Source organism: Acetobacter ascendens, from assembly GCF_001766235.1.
Taxonomy (GTDB): domain Bacteria; phylum Pseudomonadota; class Alphaproteobacteria; order Acetobacterales; family Acetobacteraceae; genus Acetobacter; species Acetobacter ascendens.
In genome coordinates, this window is the sequence record NZ_CP015164.1 from 750,759 (window position 1) to 775,492 (window position 24,734).

Here is a 24,734-nt window from a genome sequence, read left to right on the forward strand (position 1 = left end):
TGGTGTGGGAATATGTATTCGTGAGCAGCATTCAGCCCGTAAGAGGAACGCACGACCTTATTGGAGAAGGCCAGCGCCGCCATGCGCATGTAGTAAACACAGCGCGCCGGATTGCAGATGTTTACGGGTTTGATGAATGGGCAACCCCGATTTTTGAAGATACGCGGGTTTTTTCTCGCTCCTTGGGGGATACGTCCGATGTTGTTTCCAAGGAAATGTATTCCTTTAGTGATAGAGATGGTGAAAGCCTGACATTGCGGCCAGAAGGCACGGCAGCCATTTGCAGGGCTTTGGTTACCAATGCGCTTACGCAGTCCTTACCGCAGAAAGTATTTTATGCTGGTCCCATGTTCCGGCATGAACGCCCCCAGAAAGGGCGGTATCGCCAGTTCCACCAGATTGGTGCAGAGCTTCTGGGTGCAGCAGAACCTCTGGCAGATGCAGAAGCCATTGCCATGGGGTACGAGGTGCTCAAGGCACTCGGTATTGCAGATTACGTTACCCTTGAACTGAACACTTTGGGGGATGCCGCCAGCCGTGATGCATGGCGTGATGCTCTGGTGGCTTATTTTTCTGCCCATAAAGATAAACTGTCTGCAGACAGCCTGACCCGCTTGGAAAAAAACCCGCTGCGCATTCTGGATAGCAAGGATGCAGGCGATAAGGTTCTGGTGGCGGATGCGCCTATGATGGCGGAATTTCTTACGCCAGAAGCGCGCGCATTTTGGGATGATCTGCGTAAAAAGCTGGATGTGTTCGGTATTGCCTACACCGTAAACCCCAGCATTGTGCGTGGGTTGGATTACTACAACCACACTACGTTTGAGTTCGTCACCAACCGCTTGGGGTCTCAGGGCACGGTGTTGGCCGGTGGCCGGTATGATGGCTTGGTAAAGCAGATGGGTGGCCCGGAAGTGCCCGCTATTGGTTGGGCTGCGGGTATTGAGCGCCTGTCCATGTTATTGGAGCAGGTGCCACCAGCTCCGCGATCGGTTGTATTGGTGCCTGTTGGCGCACCTGATGAAAGCGCAGTTGTGCAGATTTTGCAGGGTTTGCGCGGGCAGGGTGTGAGAACAGAAATTGGCTATAAAGGTTCGCTGCGCAAACGCATGGAACGTGCAGGTAAGCAGAATGCCAGCCACGTGCTTTTCCTTGGGGAAGATGAACTGGCCAAAGGTCTGTTCCGTGTGAAAAACATGGAAACAGGAGCGGAGCAGGAAGTCTCTCGCGATGCATTGCTTTCTAAAGCGCAAGACGTCTTTGCAGCATGAAGTTTGACGAACGGTTAGATCAGATTGTTAGCCGCGCACTGGAGCTGGAGGCGCAGCTAGCAAGTGGGCTGAATGGTGAGGCCTTTACGCAGGCCTCTCGCGAGTACGCTGAAATCGAACCCGTTGTGGCGCGTATCAACGCCCTGCGCGGGGTGGAAGACGGTATTCAGCAAGCTGAGCAGCTTTTGGCAGATCCGGAAATGAAGGAACTGGCAGAAGCAGAGTTGACCGAACTGCGTGAGCAACTGCCGCAGCTGCAAAAAGATGTGCGTCTGTCTTTGTTGCCAAAAGATGTGGCGGATGCACGTAGTGCCATTTTGGAAGTGCGCCCGGCAGCAGGGGGCGATGAAGCTGGCCTGTTTGCTGCTGAACTGTTTGATATGTACCGCCGCTATGCCGACCTAAACGGCTGGCGCTTTACCGTTATGGATTATGACGAAAGCGAGCTAGGCGGCCTGCGCGAAGGCATTGCTGAAATTAACGGTAAAGGCGTGTTTGCGCGGTTGAAGTATGAATCCGGTGTGCACCGGGTGCAGCGCGTACCAGCCACGGAAAGCCAAGGCCGTATTCATACATCCACAGTTACGGTGGCCGTATTGCCGGAAGCCGAAGATGTGGATGTAGAGGTTAACGAAACAGACTTACGGGTAGATGTGTTTCGGGCCTCTGGCGCGGGTGGGCAGCACGTGAATAAGACGGAAAGTGCCGTACGCCTTACCCATATGCCCAGTGGCATTGTGGTTTCCATGCAGGAAGAAAAAAGCCAGCATAAAAACCGTGCCAAGGCGATGAAAATTCTGCGGGCGCGTTTGTATGAACGTGAAAGGGCACAAGCCCATGCCAGCCGGGCGGCAGATAGGCGCTCTCAAGTGGGTACGGGGGATAGATCAGAACGTATTCGCACCTATAACTTCCCGCAGGGGCGTGTCACAGACCATCGGATCAACCTGACACTTTATAAAATTGATCGTGTCATGTTGGGTGAACTGGATGAGTTTGTGGATGCCCTGACGCAGGAAGAACAAGCGGCTTTGCTGGCGGCTGAAGGTTTTTAACTAATAGGTGCGGCACATACGCCAGAACGGCCGGGGTGATGCTCTGCCGCTTCTGGTGCATTGGGGTCTGTTAAAAAGAATTCGGTGAAATTGTCAGAGCCCAAGGCATAAAAATGGTGCCCATCGGGGTTGTGGAGCGTGCCATCGCTATCTACCTCATGGGTTTCTACTCGGCCTTCGGGGGAGCGAATGGTAATTTCGCCGCATAATGTATAGGTGTGGTCTAACCGCCCCATAGGAGTGGTAATTTTAACCGTTTTTTCCTGATTTTTATCATCCAACCGGATTACGCTTACAAGTTTACCGTCCAGATAGATGCGTGAAACTTCTGAAATTTCAGCATCAGCCTTGCCATCCGTTACTGTAAATTCGCCTGCATAAGCGTAGGAAAATGGCAGCATTGCCAAAAGGGCTAGCAGGCAGGTTGTTGTGTTCTGGATACGGTGGAAAAATTGGGGCATTGATGTCTAACCAGATCAATCCATCAAGGTTGCGCGTGTGATTACAGCAGAAAAAACAGTTCCCTGCCAACCAATAGCGCAACTGTTGCGTGAGGGTACACAACTTCTGGCCCAGGCAGGTATTGAAGGCCCGCGGCGGGAAGCGCGATTACTGCTTATTCATGCGCTTTCCCTTACGCCAGAGCAACTGCTGGCACGCTCTCCCACAGAGAACGTGCCGCGTGAGCCTTTTTTTTCTTACGTAAAACGCCGCGCTGCACATGAACCCTTTGCCTATATTACAGGTAGTAAAGGGTTCTGGAGTTTAGACCTCGCCGTGTCTCCGGCAAGTCTGGTACCGCGAGGAGATACAGAAACACTGATTACAAGCCTTTTGGAATATCGCCCAGATCAGGCATCTACGCTGAATATTCTGGATTTGGGCACTGGTACAGGTTGTTTACTGCTGGCGGCTTTGGCCGAATATTCCAAAGCGCATGGGGTAGGGGTGGATATTAACCCGCAAGCCGCCATTTTGGCGCATGCCAATGCCCAACGTTGCGGTATGCAGGAGCGCGCATTTTTTATGGCGGCGGAGTGGGATGCTGCTTTGGCTCCAAGCATGCGTTTTGATGTAGTGCTGAGCAACCCTCCCTATATTCCCACCTCGGATCTGGCCGATCTTATGCCGGAAGTGCGTGAGCATGAGCCTGTGCGTGCGCTAGATGGCGGGGGCGATGGGTTAAATGCGTACCGCTATATTTGCAGTCGTCTACCATTTTTGTTGGTGGATGGTGGGTTGGCTGTGTTGGAAATTGGCATAGGGCAAGAAGCCGCTTTACGCACCTTGGCAGACACCAATGCCTTGCACGTGGTGGATGTAAAAGCGGATCTGGCAGGTATTGCCCGCGCTGTGGTGCTGGAAAAACAGGTTTGAAAAATAACTTGGCTTTATGCGCTTGGGTTGCTACACTACCCAAGCTTGCTTCTGTAGCAGATGTAAAAATCCAAAATCACTGCATCAGAAATTAAAGCAGCAAGGGGGCCTTTCATTTGGCAACGCTTTATATGTGTTGTCTTACATAAAGCCCATTCCGAAAAAACAATTCGGCCTTCACTCAGGAAGCATACCTTTTTAATACAGGATTGTTTCTTTATGCCAAAGTGCCCTGAACAGGAAAGCGCTGTGATAAACCCATGAACGTAAAACGGATGTGGACAAGACACCATCGTTCCAACGGGAGCAATGGGAGTTCCCGACAACTGAATGGACAGATTCCGATGAACAGGAATCATGTTTTTGATAGTCATGGCCCGGATGTGCGCGTGCGTGGCACAGCTCAGCAGCTTTTTGAAAAATATCTCCAGCTTGGCCGTGATTACACAGGTAGCGGAGACCGCGTGGCTGCGGAAGGTTACTTCCAGCATGCCGAACATTACTTCCGTATCATGAATGCTATGGCGCAGGCTGCGCAGCAAAGCCAGCAAGAACGCGCCGAACGTCTTGCCGCTCGCCAGCAGCGTGCTGTTGCGCAGACAAATGAAGGCGACGAAGACCGGCAGGATCAAGACCCTCAGCCAGACGTCCGGGAAGACTCTGAACCTCAGCCTGAGCTTTCCGAAGGCTAAAACCCTTCAGATTCCTTGCTGCCCTGCTTCTGATATCTGGAAGCGGGGTAGGCGAGGTAGAGTTGGGTTTGCTTGAATGTTATTTCAGGCAGCCATAAACTAAACTATGTACACAACGCCAAAAACGACACAGCAAGCACTGAGCTTGATGTGGTTTTAGTGTGCTTGTTTTTAAGGGAATTTGGTAGCGGCGGAAGGATTTGAACCTCCGACCAAGGGATTATGATTCCCCTGCTCTACCACTGAGCTACGCCGCCATCATGTGATGGCGCTGATCTACCTGATTCTCTGTGATGTCGTCAACCCGGTTTGGCATATTTTGTTACAAAAATAATCAGATAAGAGAATGTACGGGCTTACTGGCCCAGATTTCCGGCACCAAAAATATAATTGCTCACTTGTTGCTCTAGGCTTGTGGGCTCTAGCGTATGTGTCAGCATTCCATTGGGCGGCGCCATAGTGGATGACGTACCGGGTTCAATCATCAAAGCGTTTTCAGATGAAAGTGTGGCGCTGCTGATTGTGAGTGTGCTGTCCTGTGGCAAATGCAGGGCGCCATCCAGTGTAAAGTGCACAAAGGCCATCTGAGTGGCTGGGTCCAGCGTGATGGATGATACGCGGCCGACTTTTACGCCGGCAATATCTACATCCGCGCCACGCTCCAGCCCGTTGGCAGAAACAAAGCGGGCAGAAAGAGCATAGCTATCTGTGCCCGGAGATTTTTGGGTGCCGTGTGCATAAACGGCAAAACCCAGCGTGGCTGCCAGAACTGCTCCGCTAAAAAGACACGCGCCTGCACGGTTTTGCCTGCTCATGGGTGTATTTTCATCCCGAATAATAATGTTGTGGCACAAGATTAGCATGAATCCTTGCAGCATGGTGGCGCATGGTGCAAGGACAGGCAGCAAAGTTGTGCCAGCGTGGGTTGTAACTGCATATGTCGTTTCTTCAGGCTATCATTATCGCTCTTCTTCAGGGAGCAACAGAACTCTTTCCCGTAAGTAGCCTTGGACATGCTGTTATTCTGCCGGCGTTGTTCCATTGGTCGTACGATCCGCATGATCCGGCTTTTCTGCCGTTTCTGGTCATGCTGCATCTGGGCACCTCTGTGGCGCTGCTGGTTTTCTTTTGGAAAGACTGGCTAGCTCTCTTCAAAGGGGCTAGCGGCAGCTCCGGTCAACGCATGCAAATGGAAAGCCTGCATATTCTGTGGCTGCTCATTGTGGCCACCATTCCCGCTGTTGTGGTGGGCGGCCTGTTTGAGCACTTCTTGCGTAATTTGTTTGGTTCGGCTTCTTCTGCTGCCATCTTCCTGTTTTTGAACGGCCTGCTTTTGCTGGTAGTAGAACGGTTGCGCAGCAGCGTGGTGCGCAAAAACGTTAATTCTGTTGCCAGTATGACATCGCGCGATGCGGTGATTATCGGCTTGTTCCAGTGCCTTGCATTTTTTCCGGGGCTTTCGCGCTCTGGCGCAACTATTTGCGGTGGTCTGCTGCGCGGACTGCACCATGATACAGCGGCACGCTTTTCCTTTTTGATGGCGCAGCCGGTTATTCTGGCTGCTACGGTGCGTGAAGCCTTCAAGATGCGGCATCTGGATCTGCAACCGGGCCAGATGCGCATTGCCTTGGTGGCGGCAGTTGTTTCTGGTCTGACAGCGTTGTTCAGCACCGCCTTTCTGATGCGGTACTTCCGCGATCATGACAGATGGGCACTTTCTCCCTTTGCTTGGTACTGCATGGGTGTAGGCGGTATTGCGACCATTCTATTCCATTTCATGCACTGATCCAGAAAATAGTCTGATGGGAGATCTTTCTGGTTCGCCGCGGCGCAAATCCTTACAGCGCATTGAAAAGGAAAACAGCAACCAACGCCTGAACAGAACATTGGGGCCATTACAGCTTACCATGTTGGGTGTGGGCTCCACTATTGGTGCTGGCATTTATGTTATGACAGGCACGGCCGCCGCCAATTACGCGGGGCCGTCTATCCTTCTGTCCTTTATTGTGGCGGGAGTTGCCTGCCTTTTTACGGCTCTTTCCTATGGTGAGCTGGCATCTTCCATGCCGGTTTCAGGCTCTGCCTACACGTATGCCTATGTTTCCATGGGGGAACGTTGGGCATGGGCTGTGGGGTGGTTGTTATTGCTGGAATACGGCATTTCCTGCGCCGGTGTGGCCGCTGGGTTTTCGGGGTACGCTGTCAGCCTTTTGCAAGATTTTGGCGTGCATGTGCCATCAGCACTTTCCACCACCACGCTACAAGTTGCGTTTGAAGGGGCTTCCCGCCACGTTGCAGCAGGCTGGCGGATGGATGCCGTAGGTGCTTTTTCTATTCTGGCAGTTTCTTTACTGCTGGTTTTAGGGGTGCGTGAATCCTTCAAAATCAACGCGTTGATTGTTTTTTTAAAGGTTGGTGTTCTGGCGCTGTTTGTGGCGTTGGGCGTGTGGGAGGTGCATCCATCTTACTGGACGCCCTTTATCCCGAAGTATGAAGGCGGCTTTCGGTTTGGCTTCCCCGGTATTTTCCGCGCCGCATCAGTTATCTTTTTTGCGTATGTAGGGTTTGAGGCTGTTTCCACTGCAGCCGGAGAGGCGCGAAATCCTCGGCGGGATGTGCCTGTTGGCATTGTGCTCTCACTAATCATCTGCACGGTTGTGTACATGATTGTGGCTGCTGTGCTGATAGGCGTGGTGCCGTGGCAGACGCTGGATGTGGCAGACCCACTGGCTATAGCCGTTAACGCCATGCATCAGCCTTGGTTGGCTTTATTTGTAAAGCTAGGGGCCGTTATTGGCCTGTGCTCCGTGCTGATGGGGCTGTTATATGCCCAAAGCCGCATCTTTTTTGCCATGGCAGAAGATGGGCTGTTGATGCCGATGTTCAGCAAGCTGCATCCGCGTTTTCAAACACCGTGGATCGGCAGCATTGTGTTGGGCCTTGGTGTGGCGTTGGCGACTGCCATGTTGCCGATTGATATTATTGGTGATCTGGTCAGCCTCGGCACAGCCGTAGCGTTTGGTATTGTGTGCTTTACCGTTATCTGGGTGCGCAACAAGGCGCCGGAAATTCCACGCCGTTTCAGTGTGCCTTGGGGTGGCTTTACCGTGCGCGGTATCTGGTTGGGTTATGTGCCGCTTTTGGGGATTTTCTTCTGCGCAACCATGGTGGCGCCGCTTTGCGTGGATATGATACTGGCCCTGTATAAGGGGGACCCCATACCTCTGCTGCTGCTGCTTGCTTATGCCGGTATAGGGTGGGCCAGTTATCGGTTTTATGGCCATGTTCATTCCCGCCTAGGGCGGGAACAGCGCGAAAAAGCTAAATAAATCAGTCGTTCAACGGGTAGGAAGCTAAAAGCCGCTTTTGGCGTTGCCACAGGCGCACGCCTTCCCACAAATTGGTGGGAGACCAGCCAGCCTTCTTCTTTTTGGCACCAATACGGAAGCTTTCCCGGTAATGGTGGAATTGGGCTGCATAGGCTTCGCGCAACGTGGTGCGGGAATCCCAGATGTGGATGGCTTCTGAGCCTACACCGTTGATTTCGATAATCTCAAAATCTTTGCCTTCACGCAGTGCTTCGGCAGAACGGAACTTCACATCAATACGCCCGAAATGAAAATCGGGGATATCCTGCATGATAGCATCAATCTGACGCGTGAGTTCCGGTGTAATATCTGCCTTGCCGTTGCGGAAAATGGCCCCTTTGCAGTGGTTGCCCGCAAATACCAGTTCCAGTTCATCACCGTCTGGCAAAACTTCGTGCAGGCAGTGGGTCAGGCGCGGTGTGTAGATGTGCAGCACTTTGCTGGTGCGGCTATCTTTTTGTAGCAATTGCAGAACCGTATCGCGCCCATTCCCGCGCAAGGCCGGAATATCCTTGTAAGTGAGGGATGAAATTTCCCCCATAGGGCTGTCAGGGTGACGAATATAAAACAGCCCGGCTTCGTGCTTCCATGTAATCAGTTTTTGTATCACCAGTCGGATTTTGCGTGGGAAGGAGGCGAGGGCTGCTTTCAGCTCTTCTTCCGTACGTACCAGCTTTACGCCAGTACCATTGCACCCAATGTCGGGCTTAACCACGACAGGTAGGGTGAGTCCCTTGGCCTGCATGGCTGTATGAGCACGAGCAAGATCATGCGTGCCGGTTGGGAGCGTGACGTAAGGTGCAATCCAGCGTTTGGCATAATTGCCTGCCATATCCAGAATGCTGCTTTTGCTTTCACCGCACAGGCCTCCCGTTTCAATACGCGGGTTGGCGGCTGTGGGCAGGGTAACATCCCCATAGCGCAGGCCAAGCAGAATCCAGTATGCCACAACGGGCGTGTAAAAAACCCAACCAGGCCAGAATTCAAAAAGGGAGAGAGGAGAAGGCTGTTTTTCGGCCTGTGTCATGTCTTCTGTTTCTGTGCTCGGGCAACCAAACGGCCCATAAAGAAAATAACCAGCACAAACCCGGCCAGCCCAGCCCAGCGCCACGCGCCAAGATGATCCAGAATAAACCCACCAACATGGAGCGAAAGCGCAAAAAGCGCGGTTGTCCAGATAAGTGTGGCCAGAAATGTAGCGGCGGTAAATATAGGCAAACCCGCATTAAAAAAACCGCTTGCCGTATAAAGCGGCAACCGGGTGCCCGGAATAAAGCGGCTGATAAATACAACCCAGAACAGGTTTTTGGAAAGCCAGACTTTTTGGTTTTCCATCTGTGCTGTGTTCACCCACCTTTGGGCAGGTTTCCAGCGTGCCGCTAAATAGCCCAACCCGTAAAGCCCCACATCGCCCGTTACAATGCCAATATACAACGCAACAAGTGCTGTAATGGGGGAAAGAGTGTGAAGGTTAACCTGAATAGCCGTAATAACTGTGGCAGCATCTTCCAGCACAAATGTGGCCAGAATAACGATAATAACCTGCGCAAGGGGGTAAGCGGCGGTAAGTTCCAGAAACTGATCCAGCAAAGAAGGTAATCTCTCTCCGGCCAGAACAGCACGGTCTTGAAGGTTTTAAGAGTGTGAGCAGGGCTCCAACAGGCTCTTTTGTGACAGTATTGTCAAGGGGTGGTGGCAGGTATGGGGCCGAGTGCGCGTAACCAAAAATAAGGAATAAAGAAGATGGCCTGACAAAGGCCTTATTCCACTATATTCTATGATATTGAATGTTACACAGATCAGAAGCGTGAAGCCTTAATGCTACGAAGAAAACTTCTTGTTGGTGGGGCTTCTGCTCTGTTCGCCACACCTGTATTGGCCCGCACAACGGCGGCTACAGCTCCGCATCCTGCGGCTTCATCCAGTTATGCCACTTTTCTGGCTGGTGTGCGGCGTGAAGCCATAGGGCAGGGTATTTCTGCCTCTGTGGTGGATCAGGCGCTGGCACTTACTACCCAGCCAAACGCCAAGGTGCTTAAGGCAGACCGGCATCAGCCGGAATTCACCCTGACATGGGCGCAATATAAAGATCGGGTTCTTACGGAAAAGAAAATTTCCGATGGGCTTGCGGCTGTTGGCCAACGTACAGCGCTGCTCAACCGTATCAGTTCCACATATGGTGTTCATAAAGGGGCTATCGCAGGTATCTGGGGGCTGGAATCTGCTTACGGTACACGCATGGGCATCTTCCATGTGATCGATGCGTTGGCGACTCTGACTTACGATGGCAGACGTTCAGCCTTTTTCCGCTCAGAACTCATGAAGGCGCTGAGCATTCTGGGGCAGGGTGACATCACACCCGCAGGCATGCTGGGCAGCTATGCAGGTGCCATGGGGCAGCCACAATTCATGCCCAGCGCCTATTTGCGTTACGCAGCCAGCTACCCGGAAGGTGGACGGCGCGATATCTGGCATAATGAAGCCGATGTTTTTGCCTCTATCGCCAATTATCTGGCCAAGTGCCATTGGCTGCCGGGACAGCCATGGGGTGAGGAAGTATTGCTGCCTGATACCATAACACAGGCACAAATTGGCCGTACGGCTGTGCATCCCATTTCATGGTGGGCGCAGCAGGGTGTGCGGCCACGCGCAGGGCAGTTTTCAAGCGCCGTGCAGGAGGGTGCCATTATCCGCCCGGATGGGGTGGGGGGCGAAGCCTTTATCGTTTATCATAATTTCAACGTGATCCGCCGCTACAACCCCTCCGATTTCTACGCGCTGGGTGTAGGGCTTCTTGGTGATGCAATAACGTGAAAAAACTCGCCCTTGTAGGGTGCCTGGCAGTGCTGGCCTGTTCGCGCCAGCAGCCCGTGGCACAGCAGGATCTGCATTATACAGTTGGGCCGGCATGGCAGGCCGCTGGTAAATGGTTTTACCCGCGGGAAGACTTTGCATGGCAAGGCTCTGGCTTGGCTGTAAGGGAGCCTGCACAAGCAGAAGGGCACCTGACTGCGGATGGTGAGGTCTGGCACGCTGCCAGCATGACCGGCAGCCATCAGACATTGCAGTTACCCGCCGTGGTGCGGGTGACCAATCTGGATAACGGGCGGCAAATTGTCATCCGCCTGAATGATCGTGGCCCGAATGATCCGGGGTGCGTGATCGGCCTTTCCCCTCGTGCCGCAGATTTGCTTGGCGTGGGTAAGGAGCCTGCGCGTGTGCAGGTGGTGGAAGATGAAATGGCCAGCAGGCAGTTTGCCGAGGTACTGCCCGGTGGCCCTATGTTGCAGATTAGTGCGGCCCCGCTGGAAAAAGTGCAGCAAACGGCATTAGGTAACGCGGCGGTGGATAGGCAGGGCCTTACAGTTCTGGCAGATAACACCACGCAGGAAACACCTGCGCCGGGCAAGGTGGTGCTGGCAGATCTGCCAGCCACTGTTATGCAGGGCGTGCCTGTGTCCAGCATGCTGTGGGTGGAAACCATGGATTTTACATCCCGCTTGGCCGCTATGCGGCAGGCGGCGGCACAAGGTGCCAGCGTTCGGCCTGTGTTTTTGGGGCACAGCACAATGTGGGCTGTGCGCTACGGGCCTTTTACGACTATAAGCGAAGCAGATGCCGCCCTTAAGCGAGCGCTTGCTACTGGTTTAACCGGATCTCATATCGTCGTCGAATAGGGAAAAATGTTGCAGACTCGACGGTTCTTACTCGCAGGGGGCGCTGCCCTTTTCTCTGGTGCCTATGCGCTTGATGCCATGGCACGGCCTCGCCACCACGGCGCGGCGGCCAAAGGTGCAGCACCTGCGGCGGCCCAGCCTGCTGTGCCGGGGGCGGATACACCCGCCACCACGCCCGTGGGGCCGGTGGATACACAGGCACGCTGGGCCTGCATTCTGGATTACAATAGCGGTGCCACACTGCTTGAGAAAAATGCAGATGAGCGCATGCCCCCATCATCCCTCACCAAGATGATGACGGCATACGTCACATTTGGCATGCTCAAATCTGGCCGCTTGAAGCTGGACCAGATGCTGCCTGTAAGTGAACGTGCATGGCGTATGCAGGGTTCACGCATGTTTGTGCCTTTGGGGCAGAGCGTGAGCGTGCAGGATCTTATTCAGGGCATGGTCATCCAGTCCGGTAACGATGCCTGTATTGTTATTGCCGAAGGCATTTCCGGCTCGGAAGAACAGTTTGTGGCGCTGATGAACGATACAGCCACCAAGCTGGGGTTGACCAATTCGCACTTTATGAACGCCACTGGCTGGCCAGCAGAAAATCATTACATGTCTGCGCGGGATGTGGCTTATCTGGCCCTGCGTCTGATCCATGATTTCCCGGAATATTACCACTTCTTCTCGGAAAAAGAGTTCCTGTTTAATAAAATCAGGCAGGAAAACCGGAACTCTCTGGTGGTTAAAGGTCTGGCTGATGGCCTGAAAACCGGCCACACAGATGCAGGCGGTTTTGGCCTGTGCGCTTCTTCCGAGCGCGAAGGGCGGCGTGTGGTGCTGGCCGTTAACGGCTTGCCATCTTCCGCAGCGCGTGGGCGGGAGGCTGAACGCCTGATGGGCTGGGCTTTTGCCAATTTTGAAACCGCGCAAATTGTCAGCAAAGGCGATGTTCTGGAACAGGCCCCCGTATGGATGGGCGTGACCCAGACAGTGCCGCTGGTGGCTGCGCAGGATTTCAAAATTCTTCTGCCACATGGCTGGCGCAACGGCACACATCTGGCGCTAGATTATAACGGCCCGATTATTGCACCTGTGCAAGCTGGGCAGGTTGTGGGCCAACTTACAGTGGCGCTTCCCGGTGGGCGGCAGGCCAGTATTCCGGTGCAAGCCGGACAGAGTGTGCCTGCTCTGGGCTTTTTGGGGCGGGCAGCACGTCGGCTGCACCTGTAACTTATGGCTTGTGGCATGTTCATAACGCTGGAAGGCGCAGAAGGGGTGGGAAAATCCACCCAACTGCGGCTTTTGAAGGAAAATCTGGAAGCGCAGGGCCAGAAAGTTCTGGCCACGCGTGAACCGGGAGGTTCGGTCGGGGCGGAAGATCTGCGCCAGCTTTTGCTCTTTGGTAAAAACCCGCTCTCTGCCCGGGCAGAAATTCTAACCCATTTTGCAGCACGGTATGATCATGTTGATCAGGTTATTCTGCCTGCTCTTAAGGCTGGGCAGATTGTGCTGTGTGATCGCTTTACCGATTCCACTATGGCGTATCAGGGATACGGGCGCGCCAATGGTGATCCGGCTATTTTAAGCCTGATTGAAACATTGCAAAAACAGCTCGGTTTGCAGCCAGATATAACATTTCTGCTGCAAGCACCGCGTGCTGTTTCTCGCCAACGTCTGGCTGTGCGTGGTGCGCCAACAGATAGGTATGAGCAAGCGGATGAGGCCTTTCATGCGCGTCTGGCAGATGGTTTTGCACATATCGCCAAGGCCGAACCGCAGCGCGTGAGGGTGGTGGATACCTCCGTTCATTCGGCAGAGCAGGTGAACGCTCAGATTCTGAAAGATATCCAGACCTGTCTGGCCCATGCCGGGGGCTAAGGGTGTGCAGGAACCGCGTCTGGCATCTTTGCAACTACGTGGGCATCAGGCTGCTTTGCAGGCGTTTCGGCAGGCTATGCAGGGTGGGTGCTTACCCCATGCATGGCTGATTACAGGGCCGCCGGGCATTGGCAAGGCCACATTTGCATTCCGGCTGGCACGTATATTGCTGGGCGGGGAAGATGAGCTTAGCCCCGCTGGGCGGCGTGTTTCTGCCGCCACACATGCAGATTTGCTGGTAGTTGCCCGCGGTTTTGATGAAAAACGCCAGAAATACCGCAGCGAGATTGTGGCGGATGATGTGCGCCCCATTAACTCCTTTTTGCGGCGCACAGCGGCAGAAGGTGGGTGGCGTGTTGTTATTGTAGATGGTGCGGAATGGATGAACCGTAGCGCTGCTAACGCTGTGCTGAAAATTCTGGAAGAGCCACCACCCGCTACCGTATTGTTATTAACTTGCTCCGCTCCTGGGCGGCTTTTGCCAACTATCCGTAGCCGATGCCGCAAGCTGGAACTGGCACCGCTGGATGCGGCAGATATGTCTGCTGTGCTGCATGCGCAGGCTCCAGAGGCTGCGGATACAGAAATACAGCGCGTTATGGCAGAAGCTCACGGCGCGCCGGGGCGTGCTCTGGCGTTGCTGGCAGATAAGGGTGGTGAAGTTGCCAGTCTTGTGCACGAAGTGGTGCAGGGTATTACGCCATTACGCAGCTATGAGGTTGCAGAAACCATTTTACGCAGGGATTATGGTTTCAGTCTGTTTTTCAGCCTGTTATCAGACACACTCCAGATACAGGCCCGTCAGGCGGCGCGGCAGGGTAACCCGCAATGTGTGGCCTTGGCCAACGCGTGGGAAGCCACCATGCGCAAGCACGCCGAGACGGAACGCTTTAATCTGGATAAACAGGAAGCCCTGCTTGAAGCTATGACGATTGCGAGCCGAGAATGACCCGTCGTTTCTATGTAACTACGCCCATCTATTACGTGAACGGAGCGCCCCATATCGGCCACGCTTACACGTCTATTGCTGCGGATGTGATGGCCCGCTTTCATCGTCTGGCAGGGGATGAGGTCTTCTTTCTGACGGGCACGGATGAGCACGGCCAGAAGGTGGAGCAGGCCGCGCAGACCAACGGCACAGATGCCAAAAGCTTTGCGGATAAGGTTTCGGCCGATTTCCGCAACATGGCCGACGCCATGAACATCTCGTATGATGATTTCATCCGCACCACAGAACCACGCCACATTACCAGCACGCAGGCACTGTGGAAGAAAGTGGCGGATAACGGAGCCATTTATCTGGGCGCGTATGAGGGCTGGTACGCTCTACGTGATGAATGCTTCTACGGTGAAGATGAACTGGTGCCTGGACCAGACGGTAAAAAAGTTGCCCCCACAGGTGCTCCGGTAGAATGGGTGAAGGAACCTTCTTACTTCTTCAATCTGTCCGAGTATCAGGATCGGTTGTTGGAGTTGTATGAAAACACCCCGGATTTCTTGGGCCCACATGGCGCGCGGAACGAAATTGTCAGCTTTGTTAAACAAGGGCTGCGTGATCTTTCCATCAGCCGCACAAGCTTCAAATGGGGCATTCCTGTTCCGGGTGATGATAAGCACGTTATGTACGTGTGGTTTGATGCACTTGCCAATTACCTAAGCGCTCTGGGTTATCCAGATACCAACGCGCCGCGTATGGCATTCTGGCCAGCCAACTTGCATCTGGTGGGCAAGGATATTGCGCGTTTCCATGCCGTTTACTGGCCTGCCTTTCTGATGGCTGCTGGTATTGAATTGCCGCGCAAGGTGTTTGCCAATGGTTGGTGGACCATTGAAGGCCAGAAGATGAGCAAATCTCTGGGCAATGTGGTGGACCCGCGTGATTTGGTGAAAGAGTTCGGGCTGGATGCCGTACGCTTCTTCCTGCTGCGCGAAGTACCTTTTGGTGGGGATAGTGATCTTTCCCGCAAGGCGCTGATTATGCGCAACAATGTGGAATTGGCGAATGATCTGGGCAATCTGGCCCAGCGCACGCTTTCTCTGGTAGCGCGTAACTGCGGCGGTATTCTGCCAGAACGCGGCGCGCTGACAGAGGAAGATACCCATCTGCTGGGGCAGGTGATGGTGCTGCCCGATCTGCTCAAATCTCAGATTGAGCGGTGCGCCCTTACAGATGCGCTGGAAGATGTGTGGAAGGTTATCCGCGCCTGCAACGCATATATCGATCATCAGGCTCCGTGGGCGCTGCGCAAAACAGATCCCGAACGCATGAAAGACGTGCTGCGTGTGCTGGTGGATGCCCTGCGTGGTATTGCCACCATGCTCCAGCCTTTCATGCCACAGAGCATGGAGCGCATGCTGGATCAGCTTGCTGTTACGGCAGAAGAGCGCAGCTTTACCGCGCTGGAAACGCCGCTGCCCGGTGGGCGTCAGTTTCCGGCACCGCAGGGCATTTTCCCCCGTTATGTTGAGCCCGAACAGGCATAATGATGACAGAGGACAGTACAAAGCTGGCAGGGTTAATAGATTCACACTGCCATCTTGATCATTTTTCAGCCGAGGAAATGCCAGAATTGCTTGAGGCTGCCAAAGAGGCGGGCTTGAGCGGGATGGTAACTATCGGCACCCGCTTGGCCCGTGCACCAGAACAAAAGGCGCTGGCCAAGCTGGATACGCCGGATATGCGTGTATGGTGCACTGTTGGCACGCATCCAGACCATGTGGAGGAAGAACCCCTTCCCGGCGTTGCAGATATTGCGGCCATTGCCGATGTGCCCGAAGTGATTGGCATTGGTGAAACCGGGCTGGATTATTTCCACGGCAAGGAAGATGTGCGCCCGCTCCAGCACGACTATTTTCGCCAGCATATTCGGGCCGCGCGGGAACTGGATGTGCCGGTTATCATCCACGCCCGTCAGGCGGATGAAGATGTGGCCACCATTTTAGAGGAAGAACATGCAAAGGGGGCTTTCCCCATTTTGCTGCATTGTTTTGCCTCTGGCCCGGAACTGGCGCAGCGTGTGGTCAATCTGGGCGGGTATGTCAGTTTTTCAGGTATCGCCACATTTCCGAAATGCGATGAAATTCGGGCTGTTGCACGGGATGTTCCGGCAGATCGTATTGTGGTGGAAACGGATTCTCCCTACCTCGCGCCCGTGCCAAAGCGCGGCAAGCGCAATCAGCCTGCTTTTGTGGCGCATACCGCAACCCGGATTGCGCAGGAACGCGGCATGGAACTGCCAGATTTTACACGCATGACCACCGAGAATTTCTACCGGTTATTCCGCAAGGCAGTGTGATGGTTGCCGAGAAAATGTGGGGGAAACGGGTATGAAAATTACAGTTCTGGGGTGTGGTGGGTCTGCCGGCGTGCCTATGGTTGGCGGTGCTGATGGCCACGGAATTTGGGGTGCGTGTAACCCGAAGGAGCCTCGGAACACGCGCACCCGTTCCTCTATTTTGCTGCGGTTAAAAAACGGTGCTGGCGTATTGGTGGATACGGGGCCGGATTTGCGTGCCCAGCTTTTGGCAAATGGCATTAAGGATTTTCAATCCATTATCTTTACCCATGCCCATGCGGATCATATTTCCGGGCTGGATGAAGTGCGCGCTATTAACCGCGAGATTCAAAAGCCTCTACATGCTTACGGTGCAGCGGAAACGCTGGAAGATATTCAGCGGCGGTTTGATTATGTGTTCAAACCGTGGACACCGCCAAACTTCTTTCGTGCAGTGGTGGAAGCACATCCGGTGGCAATGGGGCAGCCTGTTACCATAAGCGGCACGGAGTTTACCTTGTTTGACCAAGTGCACGGGCGCGTTGGGTCAACAGGTGCGCGGTGTGGGAGTTTTGTTTACAGCACCGATGTTATGGAGTTTCCCGAAGCATCTCTGGAAATTCTGCGAGGGGTGGATACATGGATGGTGGATTGCTTCCAGCGTCAGCCCCATAGCGCACATGCTTGGCTAGAACGGGTGTTGGAATGGCAGCAGGCTATTAATCCACGCCGCATGATACTTACCCATATGGGCCCAGATATGGATTGGCAGTGGATGCAGGATCATCTTCCCGCAGGCATAGAACCTGCGTGGGATGGCGCAGTGTTTGAAGTGGCCGATCCCTAAAAGTAACAGAGGGTCTGCCTTGGCAACCCCTCTGTTCTGTTTTGGGCCTTAGCGGCTCATCAGCACCGTAATATCGGCATGTTCCAGCGTATAACGGGTAACACCACCCAGAATGAGCTGGCGCAGGCGAGAGTGTGAATAAGCACCCATCGCCAGCATGTCGGCATCAAAGTCCTTACACGCAGCTTCCAACCCTTTACCCACATCCCGGTCTATGGGTGGGAATTCTACGCAATCAGCCGTAATGCCATGAATGGCCAGATAATCCACCACGTCCTGCGCGGTGAGGCCACGGCGCTGGTAATCTCCGCAATGCAGCACACGCACGGCATCCGCCGTTAGCGCCCAAGCCAGTGCACCACGCAGAGCGGAAGAGGCTTCTGCCGTGCCATTCCATGCAATGCAAACACGTTTGATAAGCCCTTTGGGCGGCGTGCGTGGGGCAATCACCACCGGGCGTCCGCTATCAAACAAAACGGCATGCAGGGTTTCGGATGATGAAACGGCATCTCCGGAATCAGGGTGCGGCACAAGTGTAAAGTCAGAGAGGCGTGCCTGCGCAGGCACAATTTCACTTTCTGCACCACGTAGAATGTTAAAGCTGATGGTTGGCGTATCCATAGGGAAGGGGCCGCGTGGGGGCACGACCTGAATATCTGGATGCGCGGCTACAAAACGTTCAAACAGGGCGTGCACTTCATGCGCATGGCGTGCGCCTTCATGCTCGGCAGAGCGCATCAGGTCTTCCACCATGGCGCCGGAAAGGCCTTCACCAGCCAATGGCGCCATTTCCCGCCCATCTGGGCGAATATGCAGCACAGCCAGATGTGCGCCAAAGCGGCGGGCAAAGTTATAGCCCCGGATAAGTGCGGCTTCAGCATTGGATGTGCTGGGAAGCGGCAGCAGAATTTTACGAACATCTTTCATTCTTATTTTTCTCCGCTGTCTTTATAAAATGATGTGTTTCAAGTGGCTATGCGCTTACGGATATAAACGCGTGACATCCCAATCGTTTCCATTACGTGCCCATACAGCGCGATCATGCAAGCGGAAGCGCCGTTCCTGCCAGAACTCAAAATATTCAGGGTTTACCCGGTAGCCAGACCAGTTGGCCGGGCGAGGGATAGGGTCTTGCGGGTATGTTTCTTCCACCTGCTTTAAGCGTTCTTCAAATACGGCGCGGTTTGCCAGCGGGCGGGATTGATCGGATGCCACAGCACCAAGGCGGGAAACACGGCTCCGACTCGCAAAATACGCATCCGCCTCTTCCGGCGTTACGGGGGTAACTGCCCCTTCAATCCGAATCTGGCGGCGCAGGCTTTTCCAATGGAACAGCAGGGCCACGTGCGGGTTTTCTTCCAGCTCACGCCCTTTGCGGCTGTGCGTGTTGGTATAAAACACAAACCCTCTGTTGTCGGCCCCTTTTAGCAGCACAATGCGGGCCGATGGTCTGCCGTCTCGCGTGGCTGTGGCCAGTACCATGGCGTTGGGGTCGTTCACCTCTGTCTTTTCCGCCTCCTTCATCCATGTCTCAAACAGCGTAAACGGGCTGGCTGTCAGATCAATCAGAGGCTGACTGTCTAATGGGAGGGCCGCGGGAGAAGGTGAGGTTTCCGTCATGCTCGGACTCAATTCGTGTTCGTTTACGTCAAGCTGCGGCATTGCAGCTTTGTGTCTGTTATCATACTCCTACGTTCACCGGGTTTGAAGCATGTGTGTCGCTTTGCTCTTGTTTCAATAGCGCGTGTATGCGACCAACCAGCGAACATTCGGATATTTGAACAACAGAAAATAGGTTGAGGTCACGCATGTCTTCTCCCAACGCCACATTGCCTGCTCAGGGAACGCTCATGAAGGGCAAGAAGGGTCTGGTAATGGGTGTCGCTAATGATCGTTCCATTGCATGGGGCATTGCCTCCGCCGTTGCGGCACAGGGTGGGGAGCTTGCATTTACGTATCAGGGCGAAGCTCTGGGCAAGCGTGTGCAGCCTTTGGCAGAAAGCGTGGGCTCCAGCCTGGTTCTGCCCTGCGATGTAACAGATGACGCCGCCATTGATGCCGCTTTTGCCACCATTGAAAAAGAATGGGGTGAACTGGATTTTGTGGTGCACGCCATTGGCTGGGCAGACAAACAGTTCCTGCGTGGACGGTATGTTGATACCCCGCGTGAAGCATTTTTGAAGGCGCTGGATATTTCCTGCTATTCTTTCACGGCTGTTGCGCAGCGCGCTTCCAAGCTGATGAAAAATGGCGGCTCTTTGCTCACCCTGAGTTATCTGGGTGCAGAACGGGTGATGCCGCATTACAACGTGATGGGTATTGCCAAGGCCGCCTTGGAAGCCTCTGTGCGGTATATGGCAACAGATCTGGGGCGTGATGGCATCCGTGTAAACGCTATTTCGGCTGGCCCAATCAAAACCCTTGCCGCCAATGGTATTGGGGATTTCCGCTACATTCTGAAGTGGAACCAGTACAACTCTCCGCTGGAACGCAACGTGGCGTTGGAAGAAGTGGGTGGCGCTGGCCTGTATATGGTGTCTGATCTTTCATCCGGCGTAACGGGTGAAGTGCACCATGTGGATTGCGGCTACCATGTTGTGGGCATGAAAAACCCGACTGCCCCTGATATTTCTGTAGCTGGGGACTGAGGGCGCGCCGTGTCTTACAATACCTTCGGACAGCTTTTTCGTGTGACCACTTGGGGTGAAAGCCACGGCCCAGCCATTGGGTGTGTTGTGGATGGATGCCCGCCACGTCTGGCGTTAACAGAAGCTGATATTCAGCCGTTTCTAGATAAGCGCAAGCCGGGGCAATCTGCCTTTACCACACAGCGTAAAGAACCGGACCAGGTGCGTATTCTGTCTGGCGTGTTCGAAGGGCAGACAACAGGCACGCCTATCTCTCTGATGATTGAAAACACAGATCAGCGCTCGCGCGATTACGGCGATATTGCCCGCACATATCGTCCTGGCCATGCTGATCTGACGTATGACCTCAAATACGGCATCCGTGATTATCGTGGTGGCGGGCGTTCTTCTGCGCGTGAAACGGCTTGCCGTGTGGCGGCAGGTGCTGTGGCCCGCAAGATTCTGGGCGAGGGCGTGCGTATTCGCGCGGCTTTGGTGCAGCTTGGCCCGCATGATATCGACCGCACGCGTTGGGATTGGGAAGAGGTAAACCGTAATCCATTTTTCTGCCCGGATGCCGGTGTTGTAGCGGAATGGGAAGAATATCTTGCAGGTATTCGCAAGGCAGGATCTTCCATCGGTGCCGTTATTGAGGTTGTGGCCGAGGGGGTGCCCGCCGGTTTGGGTGCTCCCGTTTACGGCAAGCTGGATTCAGATCTGGCCGCTGCTCTTATGAGCATTAACGCCGTAAAAGGTGTGGAAATTGGTGATGGCTTTGCTTCTGCATCCCTCACAGGGCAGGAAAATGCAGATCCGTTATATATGCGTGATGGCAAGCTGACTTTCGGCGCTAACCACGCGGGTGGTATTCTGGGTGGTATTTCCAGCGGTCAGCCTATTGTGGCGCGCTTTGCCGTTAAGCCTACCAGCTCCATGCTCACGCCGGTTCCGTCCATCACAACTGATGGCAAGGAAACAAAAGTGATTACCAAAGGCCGGCATGACCCATGCGTAGGTATTCGTGCCGTACCAGTGGGTGAAGCCATGATGGCCTGCGTGTTGGCAGACCATCTTATGCGCCACCGGGCACAGGTGAGCTAAAAAGCCACCTAACTTTTAGTCTAGCAGAGTGGCTTCCAAAGTAATGGAGGCCCCTTTGAAGAGTTTGGAAACAGGGCAGCCTTCCTTGGCTTTTGTAGCCAGTTTTTCAAACTGATCCGCCGTAGCGCCCGGAATACGCGCCTTAAGGGTGAGATTGACTTTATCTATTTCAACCCCGCCATCCTTTTTATCCAGGCTGACATCTGCGCGCGTATCAATGGCAGAAGCGGTTAATCCTGCTTCACCCAGAATCAGCGAAAAAGCCATGGAAAAACAGGCCGCATGTGCAGCGCCCAAAAGCTCTTCAGGGTTAGAGCCGGGCTTGCCTTCAAAGCGGGTGTTAAAGCCATAAGGCTGATCTTTTAAGGCGCCGCTTTCGGTGGAAATTGTGCCTTTGCCTTCCTTAATGGCGCCTTCCCAATGTGCTGTACCGTATTTAACAATACTCATATTAAAACCCTTCCATTTATGTGTGGATGCTAGAAAACCATTCTAACGGTTAGCAGCCCAAACGCTCTTACGGGGGAATGGTTCAGGAAAAGCTGCCATGCTCTCGCAGAGATGAGCAGGCGAGAGCGCAACGATGTGCCTATAATGCTTTCCAGTTAAAGGCCTGCCGCGCGCGCATACTTCTTTCTTGCATGCAAAAGAAGTTGGGGGCATGTGCAGGTATGGATCCAGCCCTGCCAGCATGTAAGGTGCAAAAGGCAAACACGGCTGACAATGCGGAGACCACGATGAGTTCCACCACGACCGATACCGCTTCTTCTGTTGATGTCGTCCTGATCGGTGGGGGCGTCATGAGCGCCACGCTGGGAACCCTGCTGCGGCAGCTTCAGCCGGACTGGAGCATTAGCATTTTTGAACGCCTGGATAGCGTGGCGGAAGAAAGCTCCAACGCCTGGAACAACGCCGGCACAGGCCATTCTGCTTTGTGTGAACTGAACTACACGCCACAGCAGGCCGATGGCAGCGTTGATATCACCAAAGCGATTAACGTAAACGAGCAGTTTCAGGTTTCCCGCCAGTTCTGGACCTATCTGGTTGAGCAGAACATTCTGGCTTCTGCGCGAGATTTTCTAACCCCTGTGCCGCATATGAGCTTTGTGTGGGGGGATAAAAACGTGTCCTTCCTGCAAGCACGTTATAAGGCGCTGAGTGAGCACCCGCTGTTTTCCGGTATGGAGTTTACGCAGGATCAGGCGCAGATCGCACAATGGGCGCCGCTGATTATGCGCAACCGCCCTGCAGGGCAAAATTTGGCTGTAACCCGCAGCTTGCGTGGCACGGATGTAAACTTTGGTGCGTTAACGCGCTTGCTGTTTACCTACCTGGTCAGCACCCCGGCTTGCACGTTGCATACAAAGCATGATGTGCATGACATCCGCCGTGATGCGGATGGCCGCTGGGTTATCAAGGTGCAGGATACACGCCTGCATACCGAGCGTGAAGTTAAGGCACGGTTTGTCTTTATTGGTGGTGGTGGTGGTGCCCTGCCGCTGTTGCAGAAAACGGGCATTCCAGAAGCTCGCGGTATTGGTGGCTTCCCCGTTAGTGGGCAGTTCCTGCGCTGTACCAACCCGGATCTGATTGCCCAGCACCATGCCAAGATTTATGGCAAGGCTTCTGTTGGTGCGCCTCCCATGTCTGTTCCGCATTTGGATACACGCATGATAGATGGCACCCCAGCATTGTTGTTTGGCCCATATGCTGGCTTTTCCACCCGGTTCCTGAAAAACGGTTCCTTGATGGACTTGCCGCGTTCTATCCGGGCAAGCAACATCAGCGCTATGCTGGCTGTGGCCCGTGATAACTGGCCGCTGACCAAGTATCTGATCGAACAGGTCATGCAGACCCACAATGATCGGATCAAGGCGCTGCGCGACTTTATCCCTGATGCACAGGCCAAGGATTGGGAATTGGTTGTGGCTGGCCAGCGTGTGCAGATTATCAAAAAAGATGCGAAAAAAGGCGGTGTTCTGCAGTTTGGTACGGAAGTTATTTCCAGCGCAGATGGTTCTGTGGCCGCACTTCTGGGGGCTTCTCCGGGTGCATCAACCGCAGCCCCAATTATGCTGACAGTGCTGAAAAAGTGCTTTGCCAGCAAGCTGCCTGAATGGGAAGATAAGCTGAAGCAGATTATCCCATCTTACGGCCAGAAACTGGCAGATAATCCGGCACTTTGCACGCAGCTATTTGATAAAACCACCAGCGTTCTGGGGCTGAAAGAAGTCTAATGCCGCATAGAGCCTGCTTGTTATAAGGCAGGCTCTCATTGCGTTTTATTAGATAAAGGTAACCGGGCTATTGGTATCGGATATGCTCATATCTGCCCGGTTCCACCAGCAATTTTCTGGTGGCCGTGGGGCAGGGATAAACTCTGCTGGATTGCCAGAAAAAGAGACCGTGTTGGTGGGTGTTTCCTGAATACTGAGTTCAGAGCACCACAAAACGCCGCCTTCTGCTGCCAAAAAGGCGTTGATCTTGGCCATAAGCAGGCAGACCATTAATTCTGTGGTAGGGTCTCCCGGTGTAATAACAATACGGGCCGCACGGGCTGGCTCGTTGGTTTGAAACCACGCCAGTAGCGGATCATCCTCTGCAAGTTGCAGGGCATGATCCAGCTTTTCATCTACAAAACGATGCCACGTGCTTTTGGCTTTCTGGAAGGATACCGGCATGTTGCCTTTGCCATCCAGCGGCGCAAAAGCTGTTGGCTTTAGGCGTACGGTCACAAATTCATTATGGCCGTGGGGCAGGGCGCAGCTTTCACTCGCACCATGAATAAGCCGATGGCCCATGGAAAAACGACGGGTAAAAACAAGATCAGGCATGTGTCTGCGTGCCTTTTTTGTGGACTATGTACTCATCCCACCCAGATTTACGCAGTTGGCAGGCGGGGCAAGTGCCGCAGCCATGCCCCCATGCGTGCAATGTGCCGCGCTCTCCTAAATAACAGGTGTGGCTTTCTTTATTAATAAGCTCAACAAGCGGTTGCCCGCCAAGCTCTTCAGCTAGTTCCCATGTCTCGGCTTTATCCAGCCACATCAAAGGGGTGTGTAGAACGTAGCGGGATTCCATGCCAAGGTTGAGCGCAACCTGTAGGGCCTTGATGGTATCATCCCGGCAATCTGGATAGCCCGAGTAATCAGTTTCGCACACGCCAGTGACAATGTGCTTAATGCCACGTCGCGCCGCCAAAGCAGCCGCAAAGGTTAGAAAAATCAGGTTTCGGCCCGGCACAAACGTATTGGGCAGGCCGTTTTCCGCCATGCTGATTTCAGCATCTCGCGTTAAAGATGTTTCAGAAACCTCGCCCAGTGCGTGCAAGGGCAGAGTGTGGTCTTCCTCCAAACGCTCAGCCCAGACGGGATTCTGATGCGCAAGCCCTTGGCGAATGCTCGCACGGCATTCCAGTTCAACCGCATGGCGCTGGCCGTAATCAAACCCCAGTGTTTCTACGCGCCCATAGCGTTCCAGCGCCCATGCCAGACAGGTTGCGGAATCTTGGCCTCCAGAGAATAGAACGAGGGCAGATTCCTGTTTATCACGGGCAGGAAGAGGCATGA

Annotated in this window: 26 protein-coding genes and 1 tRNA gene; 17 read left to right on the forward strand and 10 right to left on the reverse strand. The window is 53.9% G+C overall.

Going from position 1 to position 24,734, the window contains the following annotated elements; genetic code table 11:
- The first annotated feature begins 20 nt into the window (after positions 1-20).
- Both hisS and prfA read left to right on the forward strand, forming a co-directional pair.
- Complete coding sequence (hisS, locus tag A4S02_RS03610; protein WP_070324162.1) at positions 21-1,271, forward strand: histidine--tRNA ligase; 1,251 nt, start codon at positions 21-23, stop codon at positions 1,269-1,271.
- Positions 1,268-2,326, forward strand: a complete 1,059-nt coding sequence (gene prfA, locus A4S02_RS03615) for a peptide chain release factor 1 (protein WP_019090218.1) — start codon at positions 1,268-1,270, stop codon at positions 2,324-2,326. Before hisS ends, prfA begins: the two co-directional genes overlap by 4 nt.
- On the opposite strand, the gene A4S02_RS03620 is transcribed toward prfA, so the two are convergent.
- The gene (locus tag A4S02_RS03620; protein ID WP_019090219.1) at positions 2,323-2,787 is read right to left on the reverse strand and encodes a hypothetical protein; all 465 of its coding nucleotides are present in this window, start codon (positions 2,785-2,787) and stop codon (positions 2,323-2,325) included. The genes prfA and A4S02_RS03620 overlap by 4 nt on opposite strands.
- Positions 2,788-2,824: 37 nt before the next feature.
- On the opposite strand from A4S02_RS03620, the gene prmC reads away from it, so the two are divergent.
- Together prmC and A4S02_RS03630 are read left to right on the forward strand one after the other, a co-directional pair.
- Complete coding sequence (prmC, locus tag A4S02_RS03625) at positions 2,825-3,703, forward strand: peptide chain release factor N(5)-glutamine methyltransferase (protein ID WP_070322974.1); 879 nt, start codon at positions 2,825-2,827, stop codon at positions 3,701-3,703.
- Between the two features lie 260 nt (positions 3,704-3,963).
- The gene (locus A4S02_RS03630; protein WP_070322975.1) at positions 3,964-4,395 is read left to right on the forward strand and encodes a DUF4167 domain-containing protein; all 432 of its coding nucleotides are present in this window, start codon (positions 3,964-3,966) and stop codon (positions 4,393-4,395) included.
- A 182-nt stretch (positions 4,396-4,577) separates the two neighbouring features.
- Here the strand turns inward: A4S02_RS03630 and A4S02_RS03635 are convergent.
- Positions 4,578-4,652, reverse strand: a tRNA-Met gene (locus A4S02_RS03635).
- Between the two features lie 99 nt (positions 4,653-4,751).
- On the reverse strand, positions 4,752-5,273 hold the full coding sequence (locus tag A4S02_RS03640; protein WP_026019499.1) for an MlaD family protein: 522 nt from the start codon (positions 5,271-5,273) through the stop codon (positions 4,752-4,754).
- Between the two features lie 59 nt (positions 5,274-5,332).
- On the opposite strand from A4S02_RS03640, the gene A4S02_RS03645 reads away from it, so the two are divergent.
- A complete protein-coding gene (locus tag A4S02_RS03645; protein ID WP_070322976.1) occupies positions 5,333-6,181 on the forward strand; it encodes an undecaprenyl-diphosphate phosphatase in 849 nt (282 codons plus the stop codon).
- 16 nt (positions 6,182-6,197) lie between these two features.
- The gene (locus tag A4S02_RS03650; protein WP_070322977.1) at positions 6,198-7,724 is read left to right on the forward strand and encodes an amino acid permease; all 1,527 of its coding nucleotides are present in this window, start codon (positions 6,198-6,200) and stop codon (positions 7,722-7,724) included.
- 1 nt (position 7,725) lies between these two features.
- On the opposite strand, the gene A4S02_RS03655 is transcribed toward A4S02_RS03650, so the two are convergent.
- Positions 7,726-8,790 carry an ATP-grasp domain-containing protein gene (locus A4S02_RS03655; RefSeq protein WP_070322978.1) on the reverse strand — a complete coding sequence of 355 codons (1,065 nt, stop codon included), beginning with the start codon at positions 8,788-8,790 and terminating at the stop codon, positions 7,726-7,728.
- Positions 8,787-9,353 (reverse strand): DedA family protein, encoded by a 567-nt coding sequence (locus A4S02_RS03660; RefSeq protein ID WP_070322979.1) that lies wholly within the window; start codon positions 9,351-9,353, stop codon positions 8,787-8,789. The genes A4S02_RS03655 and A4S02_RS03660 overlap by 4 nt, the downstream gene beginning before the upstream one ends.
- Positions 9,354-9,581: 228 nt before the next feature.
- Between A4S02_RS03660 and A4S02_RS03665 the strand changes: the two genes are divergently transcribed.
- From A4S02_RS03665 to A4S02_RS03700, 8 genes are read left to right on the forward strand one after another with little or no spacing between them, the layout of a single operon-like run.
- Positions 9,582-10,577 carry a lytic murein transglycosylase gene (locus A4S02_RS03665; protein WP_070322980.1) on the forward strand — a complete coding sequence of 332 codons (996 nt, stop codon included), beginning with the start codon at positions 9,582-9,584 and terminating at the stop codon, positions 10,575-10,577.
- Positions 10,574-11,440, forward strand: a complete 867-nt coding sequence (locus tag A4S02_RS03670; RefSeq protein WP_070322981.1) for a septal ring lytic transglycosylase RlpA family protein — start codon at positions 10,574-10,576, stop codon at positions 11,438-11,440. Before A4S02_RS03665 ends, A4S02_RS03670 begins: the two co-directional genes overlap by 4 nt.
- Positions 11,441-11,446: 6 nt before the next feature.
- Positions 11,447-12,667, forward strand: coding sequence for a D-alanyl-D-alanine carboxypeptidase family protein (locus tag A4S02_RS03675; protein WP_012812868.1), 1,221 nt, complete (start codon positions 11,447-11,449; stop codon positions 12,665-12,667).
- A gap of 3 nt (positions 12,668-12,670) precedes the next feature.
- On the forward strand, positions 12,671-13,315 hold the full coding sequence (gene tmk, locus A4S02_RS03680) for a dTMP kinase (RefSeq protein ID WP_070322982.1): 645 nt from the start codon (positions 12,671-12,673) through the stop codon (positions 13,313-13,315).
- Positions 13,316-13,319: 4 nt separating this feature from the next.
- Entirely contained in the window at positions 13,320-14,264 is a 945-nt protein-coding gene (locus tag A4S02_RS03685; protein ID WP_070324163.1) for a DNA polymerase III subunit delta', read from the forward strand.
- Positions 14,261-15,799 carry a methionine--tRNA ligase gene (metG, locus tag A4S02_RS03690; RefSeq protein ID WP_070322983.1) on the forward strand — a complete coding sequence of 513 codons (1,539 nt, stop codon included), beginning with the start codon at positions 14,261-14,263 and terminating at the stop codon, positions 15,797-15,799. The genes A4S02_RS03685 and metG overlap by 4 nt, the downstream gene beginning before the upstream one ends.
- Positions 15,799-16,611, forward strand: coding sequence for a TatD family hydrolase (locus tag A4S02_RS03695; protein WP_070322984.1), 813 nt, complete (start codon positions 15,799-15,801; stop codon positions 16,609-16,611). Before metG ends, A4S02_RS03695 begins: the two co-directional genes overlap by 1 nt.
- Before the next feature lie 31 nt (positions 16,612-16,642).
- Complete coding sequence (locus A4S02_RS03700) at positions 16,643-17,437, forward strand: MBL fold metallo-hydrolase (protein ID WP_070324164.1); 795 nt, start codon at positions 16,643-16,645, stop codon at positions 17,435-17,437.
- Between the two features lie 48 nt (positions 17,438-17,485).
- On the opposite strand, the gene A4S02_RS03705 is transcribed toward A4S02_RS03700, so the two are convergent.
- Positions 17,486-18,364 (reverse strand): universal stress protein, encoded by an 879-nt coding sequence (locus A4S02_RS03705; RefSeq protein WP_070322985.1) that lies wholly within the window; start codon positions 18,362-18,364, stop codon positions 17,486-17,488.
- A gap of 54 nt (positions 18,365-18,418) precedes the next feature.
- Complete coding sequence (pdxH, locus tag A4S02_RS03710) at positions 18,419-19,099, reverse strand: pyridoxamine 5'-phosphate oxidase (RefSeq protein WP_019090235.1); 681 nt, start codon at positions 19,097-19,099, stop codon at positions 18,419-18,421.
- Positions 19,100-19,245: 146 nt separating this feature from the next.
- Here pdxH and fabI point away from each other — a divergent pair, with 146 nt between their 5' ends.
- Positions 19,246-20,085, forward strand: a complete 840-nt coding sequence (gene fabI, locus A4S02_RS03715) for an enoyl-ACP reductase FabI (RefSeq protein ID WP_003623523.1) — start codon at positions 19,246-19,248, stop codon at positions 20,083-20,085.
- Between the two features lie 9 nt (positions 20,086-20,094).
- Positions 20,095-21,165 carry a chorismate synthase gene (gene aroC, locus A4S02_RS03720; RefSeq protein ID WP_019090236.1) on the forward strand — a complete coding sequence of 357 codons (1,071 nt, stop codon included), beginning with the start codon at positions 20,095-20,097 and terminating at the stop codon, positions 21,163-21,165.
- Positions 21,166-21,180: 15 nt separating this feature from the next.
- On the opposite strand, the gene A4S02_RS03725 is transcribed toward aroC, so the two are convergent.
- Complete coding sequence (locus A4S02_RS03725; RefSeq protein ID WP_070322986.1) at positions 21,181-21,615, reverse strand: OsmC family protein; 435 nt, start codon at positions 21,613-21,615, stop codon at positions 21,181-21,183.
- A 287-nt stretch (positions 21,616-21,902) separates the two neighbouring features.
- Between A4S02_RS03725 and A4S02_RS03730 the strand changes: the two genes are divergently transcribed.
- Entirely contained in the window at positions 21,903-23,402 is a 1,500-nt protein-coding gene (locus A4S02_RS03730; RefSeq protein WP_070324165.1) for a malate:quinone oxidoreductase, read from the forward strand.
- Between the two features lie 48 nt (positions 23,403-23,450).
- Here A4S02_RS03730 and A4S02_RS03735 read toward each other — a convergent pair whose 3' ends face one another.
- On the reverse strand, positions 23,451-23,999 hold the full coding sequence (locus A4S02_RS03735; RefSeq protein WP_070322987.1) for a 6-pyruvoyl trahydropterin synthase family protein: 549 nt from the start codon (positions 23,997-23,999) through the stop codon (positions 23,451-23,453).
- Positions 23,992-24,732 (reverse strand): 7-cyano-7-deazaguanine synthase QueC, encoded by a 741-nt coding sequence (gene queC / locus A4S02_RS03740; RefSeq protein WP_070322988.1) that lies wholly within the window; start codon positions 24,730-24,732, stop codon positions 23,992-23,994. The genes A4S02_RS03735 and queC overlap by 8 nt, the downstream gene beginning before the upstream one ends.
- Positions 24,733-24,734 lie beyond the last annotated feature (2 nt).

Excerpts from the sequence above, each read along its gene's own strand:
- A4S02_RS03630 (WP_070322975.1), top strand. The coding sequence starts at position 3,964 with ATGAACGTAAAACGGATGTGGACAAGACACCATCGTTCCAACGGGAGC.
- A4S02_RS03705 (WP_070322985.1), bottom strand. The coding sequence starts at position 18,364 with ATGAAAGATGTTCGTAAAATTCTGCTGCCGCTTCCCAGCACATCCAAT.
- A4S02_RS03700 (WP_070324164.1), top strand. The coding sequence starts at position 16,643 with ATGAAAATTACAGTTCTGGGGTGTGGTGGGTCTGCCGGCGTGCCTATG.
- A4S02_RS03645 (WP_070322976.1), top strand. The coding sequence starts at position 5,333 with ATGTCGTTTCTTCAGGCTATCATTATCGCTCTTCTTCAGGGAGCAACA.
- queC (WP_070322988.1), bottom strand. The coding sequence starts at position 24,732 with ATGCCTCTTCCTGCCCGTGATAAACAGGAATCTGCCCTCGTTCTATTC.
- metG (WP_070322983.1), top strand. The coding sequence starts at position 14,261 with ATGACCCGTCGTTTCTATGTAACTACGCCCATCTATTACGTGAACGGA.
- A4S02_RS03665 (WP_070322980.1), top strand. The coding sequence starts at position 9,582 with ATGCTACGAAGAAAACTTCTTGTTGGTGGGGCTTCTGCTCTGTTCGCC.
- A4S02_RS03620 (WP_019090219.1), bottom strand. The coding sequence starts at position 2,787 with ATGCCCCAATTTTTCCACCGTATCCAGAACACAACAACCTGCCTGCTA.
- A4S02_RS03675 (WP_012812868.1), top strand. The coding sequence starts at position 11,447 with ATGTTGCAGACTCGACGGTTCTTACTCGCAGGGGGCGCTGCCCTTTTC.
- A4S02_RS03650 (WP_070322977.1), top strand. The coding sequence starts at position 6,198 with ATGGGAGATCTTTCTGGTTCGCCGCGGCGCAAATCCTTACAGCGCATT.
- A4S02_RS03730 (WP_070324165.1), top strand. The coding sequence starts at position 21,903 with ATGAGTTCCACCACGACCGATACCGCTTCTTCTGTTGATGTCGTCCTG.
- A4S02_RS03725 (WP_070322986.1), bottom strand. The coding sequence starts at position 21,615 with ATGAGTATTGTTAAATACGGTACAGCACATTGGGAAGGCGCCATTAAG.
- fabI (WP_003623523.1), top strand. The coding sequence starts at position 19,246 with ATGTCTTCTCCCAACGCCACATTGCCTGCTCAGGGAACGCTCATGAAG.
- tmk (WP_070322982.1), top strand. The coding sequence starts at position 12,671 with ATGGCTTGTGGCATGTTCATAACGCTGGAAGGCGCAGAAGGGGTGGGA.
- A4S02_RS03695 (WP_070322984.1), top strand. The coding sequence starts at position 15,799 with ATGATGACAGAGGACAGTACAAAGCTGGCAGGGTTAATAGATTCACAC.
- prfA (WP_019090218.1), top strand. The coding sequence starts at position 1,268 with ATGAAGTTTGACGAACGGTTAGATCAGATTGTTAGCCGCGCACTGGAG.
- A4S02_RS03655 (WP_070322978.1), bottom strand. The coding sequence starts at position 8,790 with ATGACACAGGCCGAAAAACAGCCTTCTCCTCTCTCCCTTTTTGAATTC.
- pdxH (WP_019090235.1), bottom strand. The coding sequence starts at position 19,099 with ATGCCGCAGCTTGACGTAAACGAACACGAATTGAGTCCGAGCATGACG.
- A4S02_RS03640 (WP_026019499.1), bottom strand. The coding sequence starts at position 5,273 with ATGCTGCAAGGATTCATGCTAATCTTGTGCCACAACATTATTATTCGG.
- A4S02_RS03735 (WP_070322987.1), bottom strand. The coding sequence starts at position 23,999 with ATGCCTGATCTTGTTTTTACCCGTCGTTTTTCCATGGGCCATCGGCTT.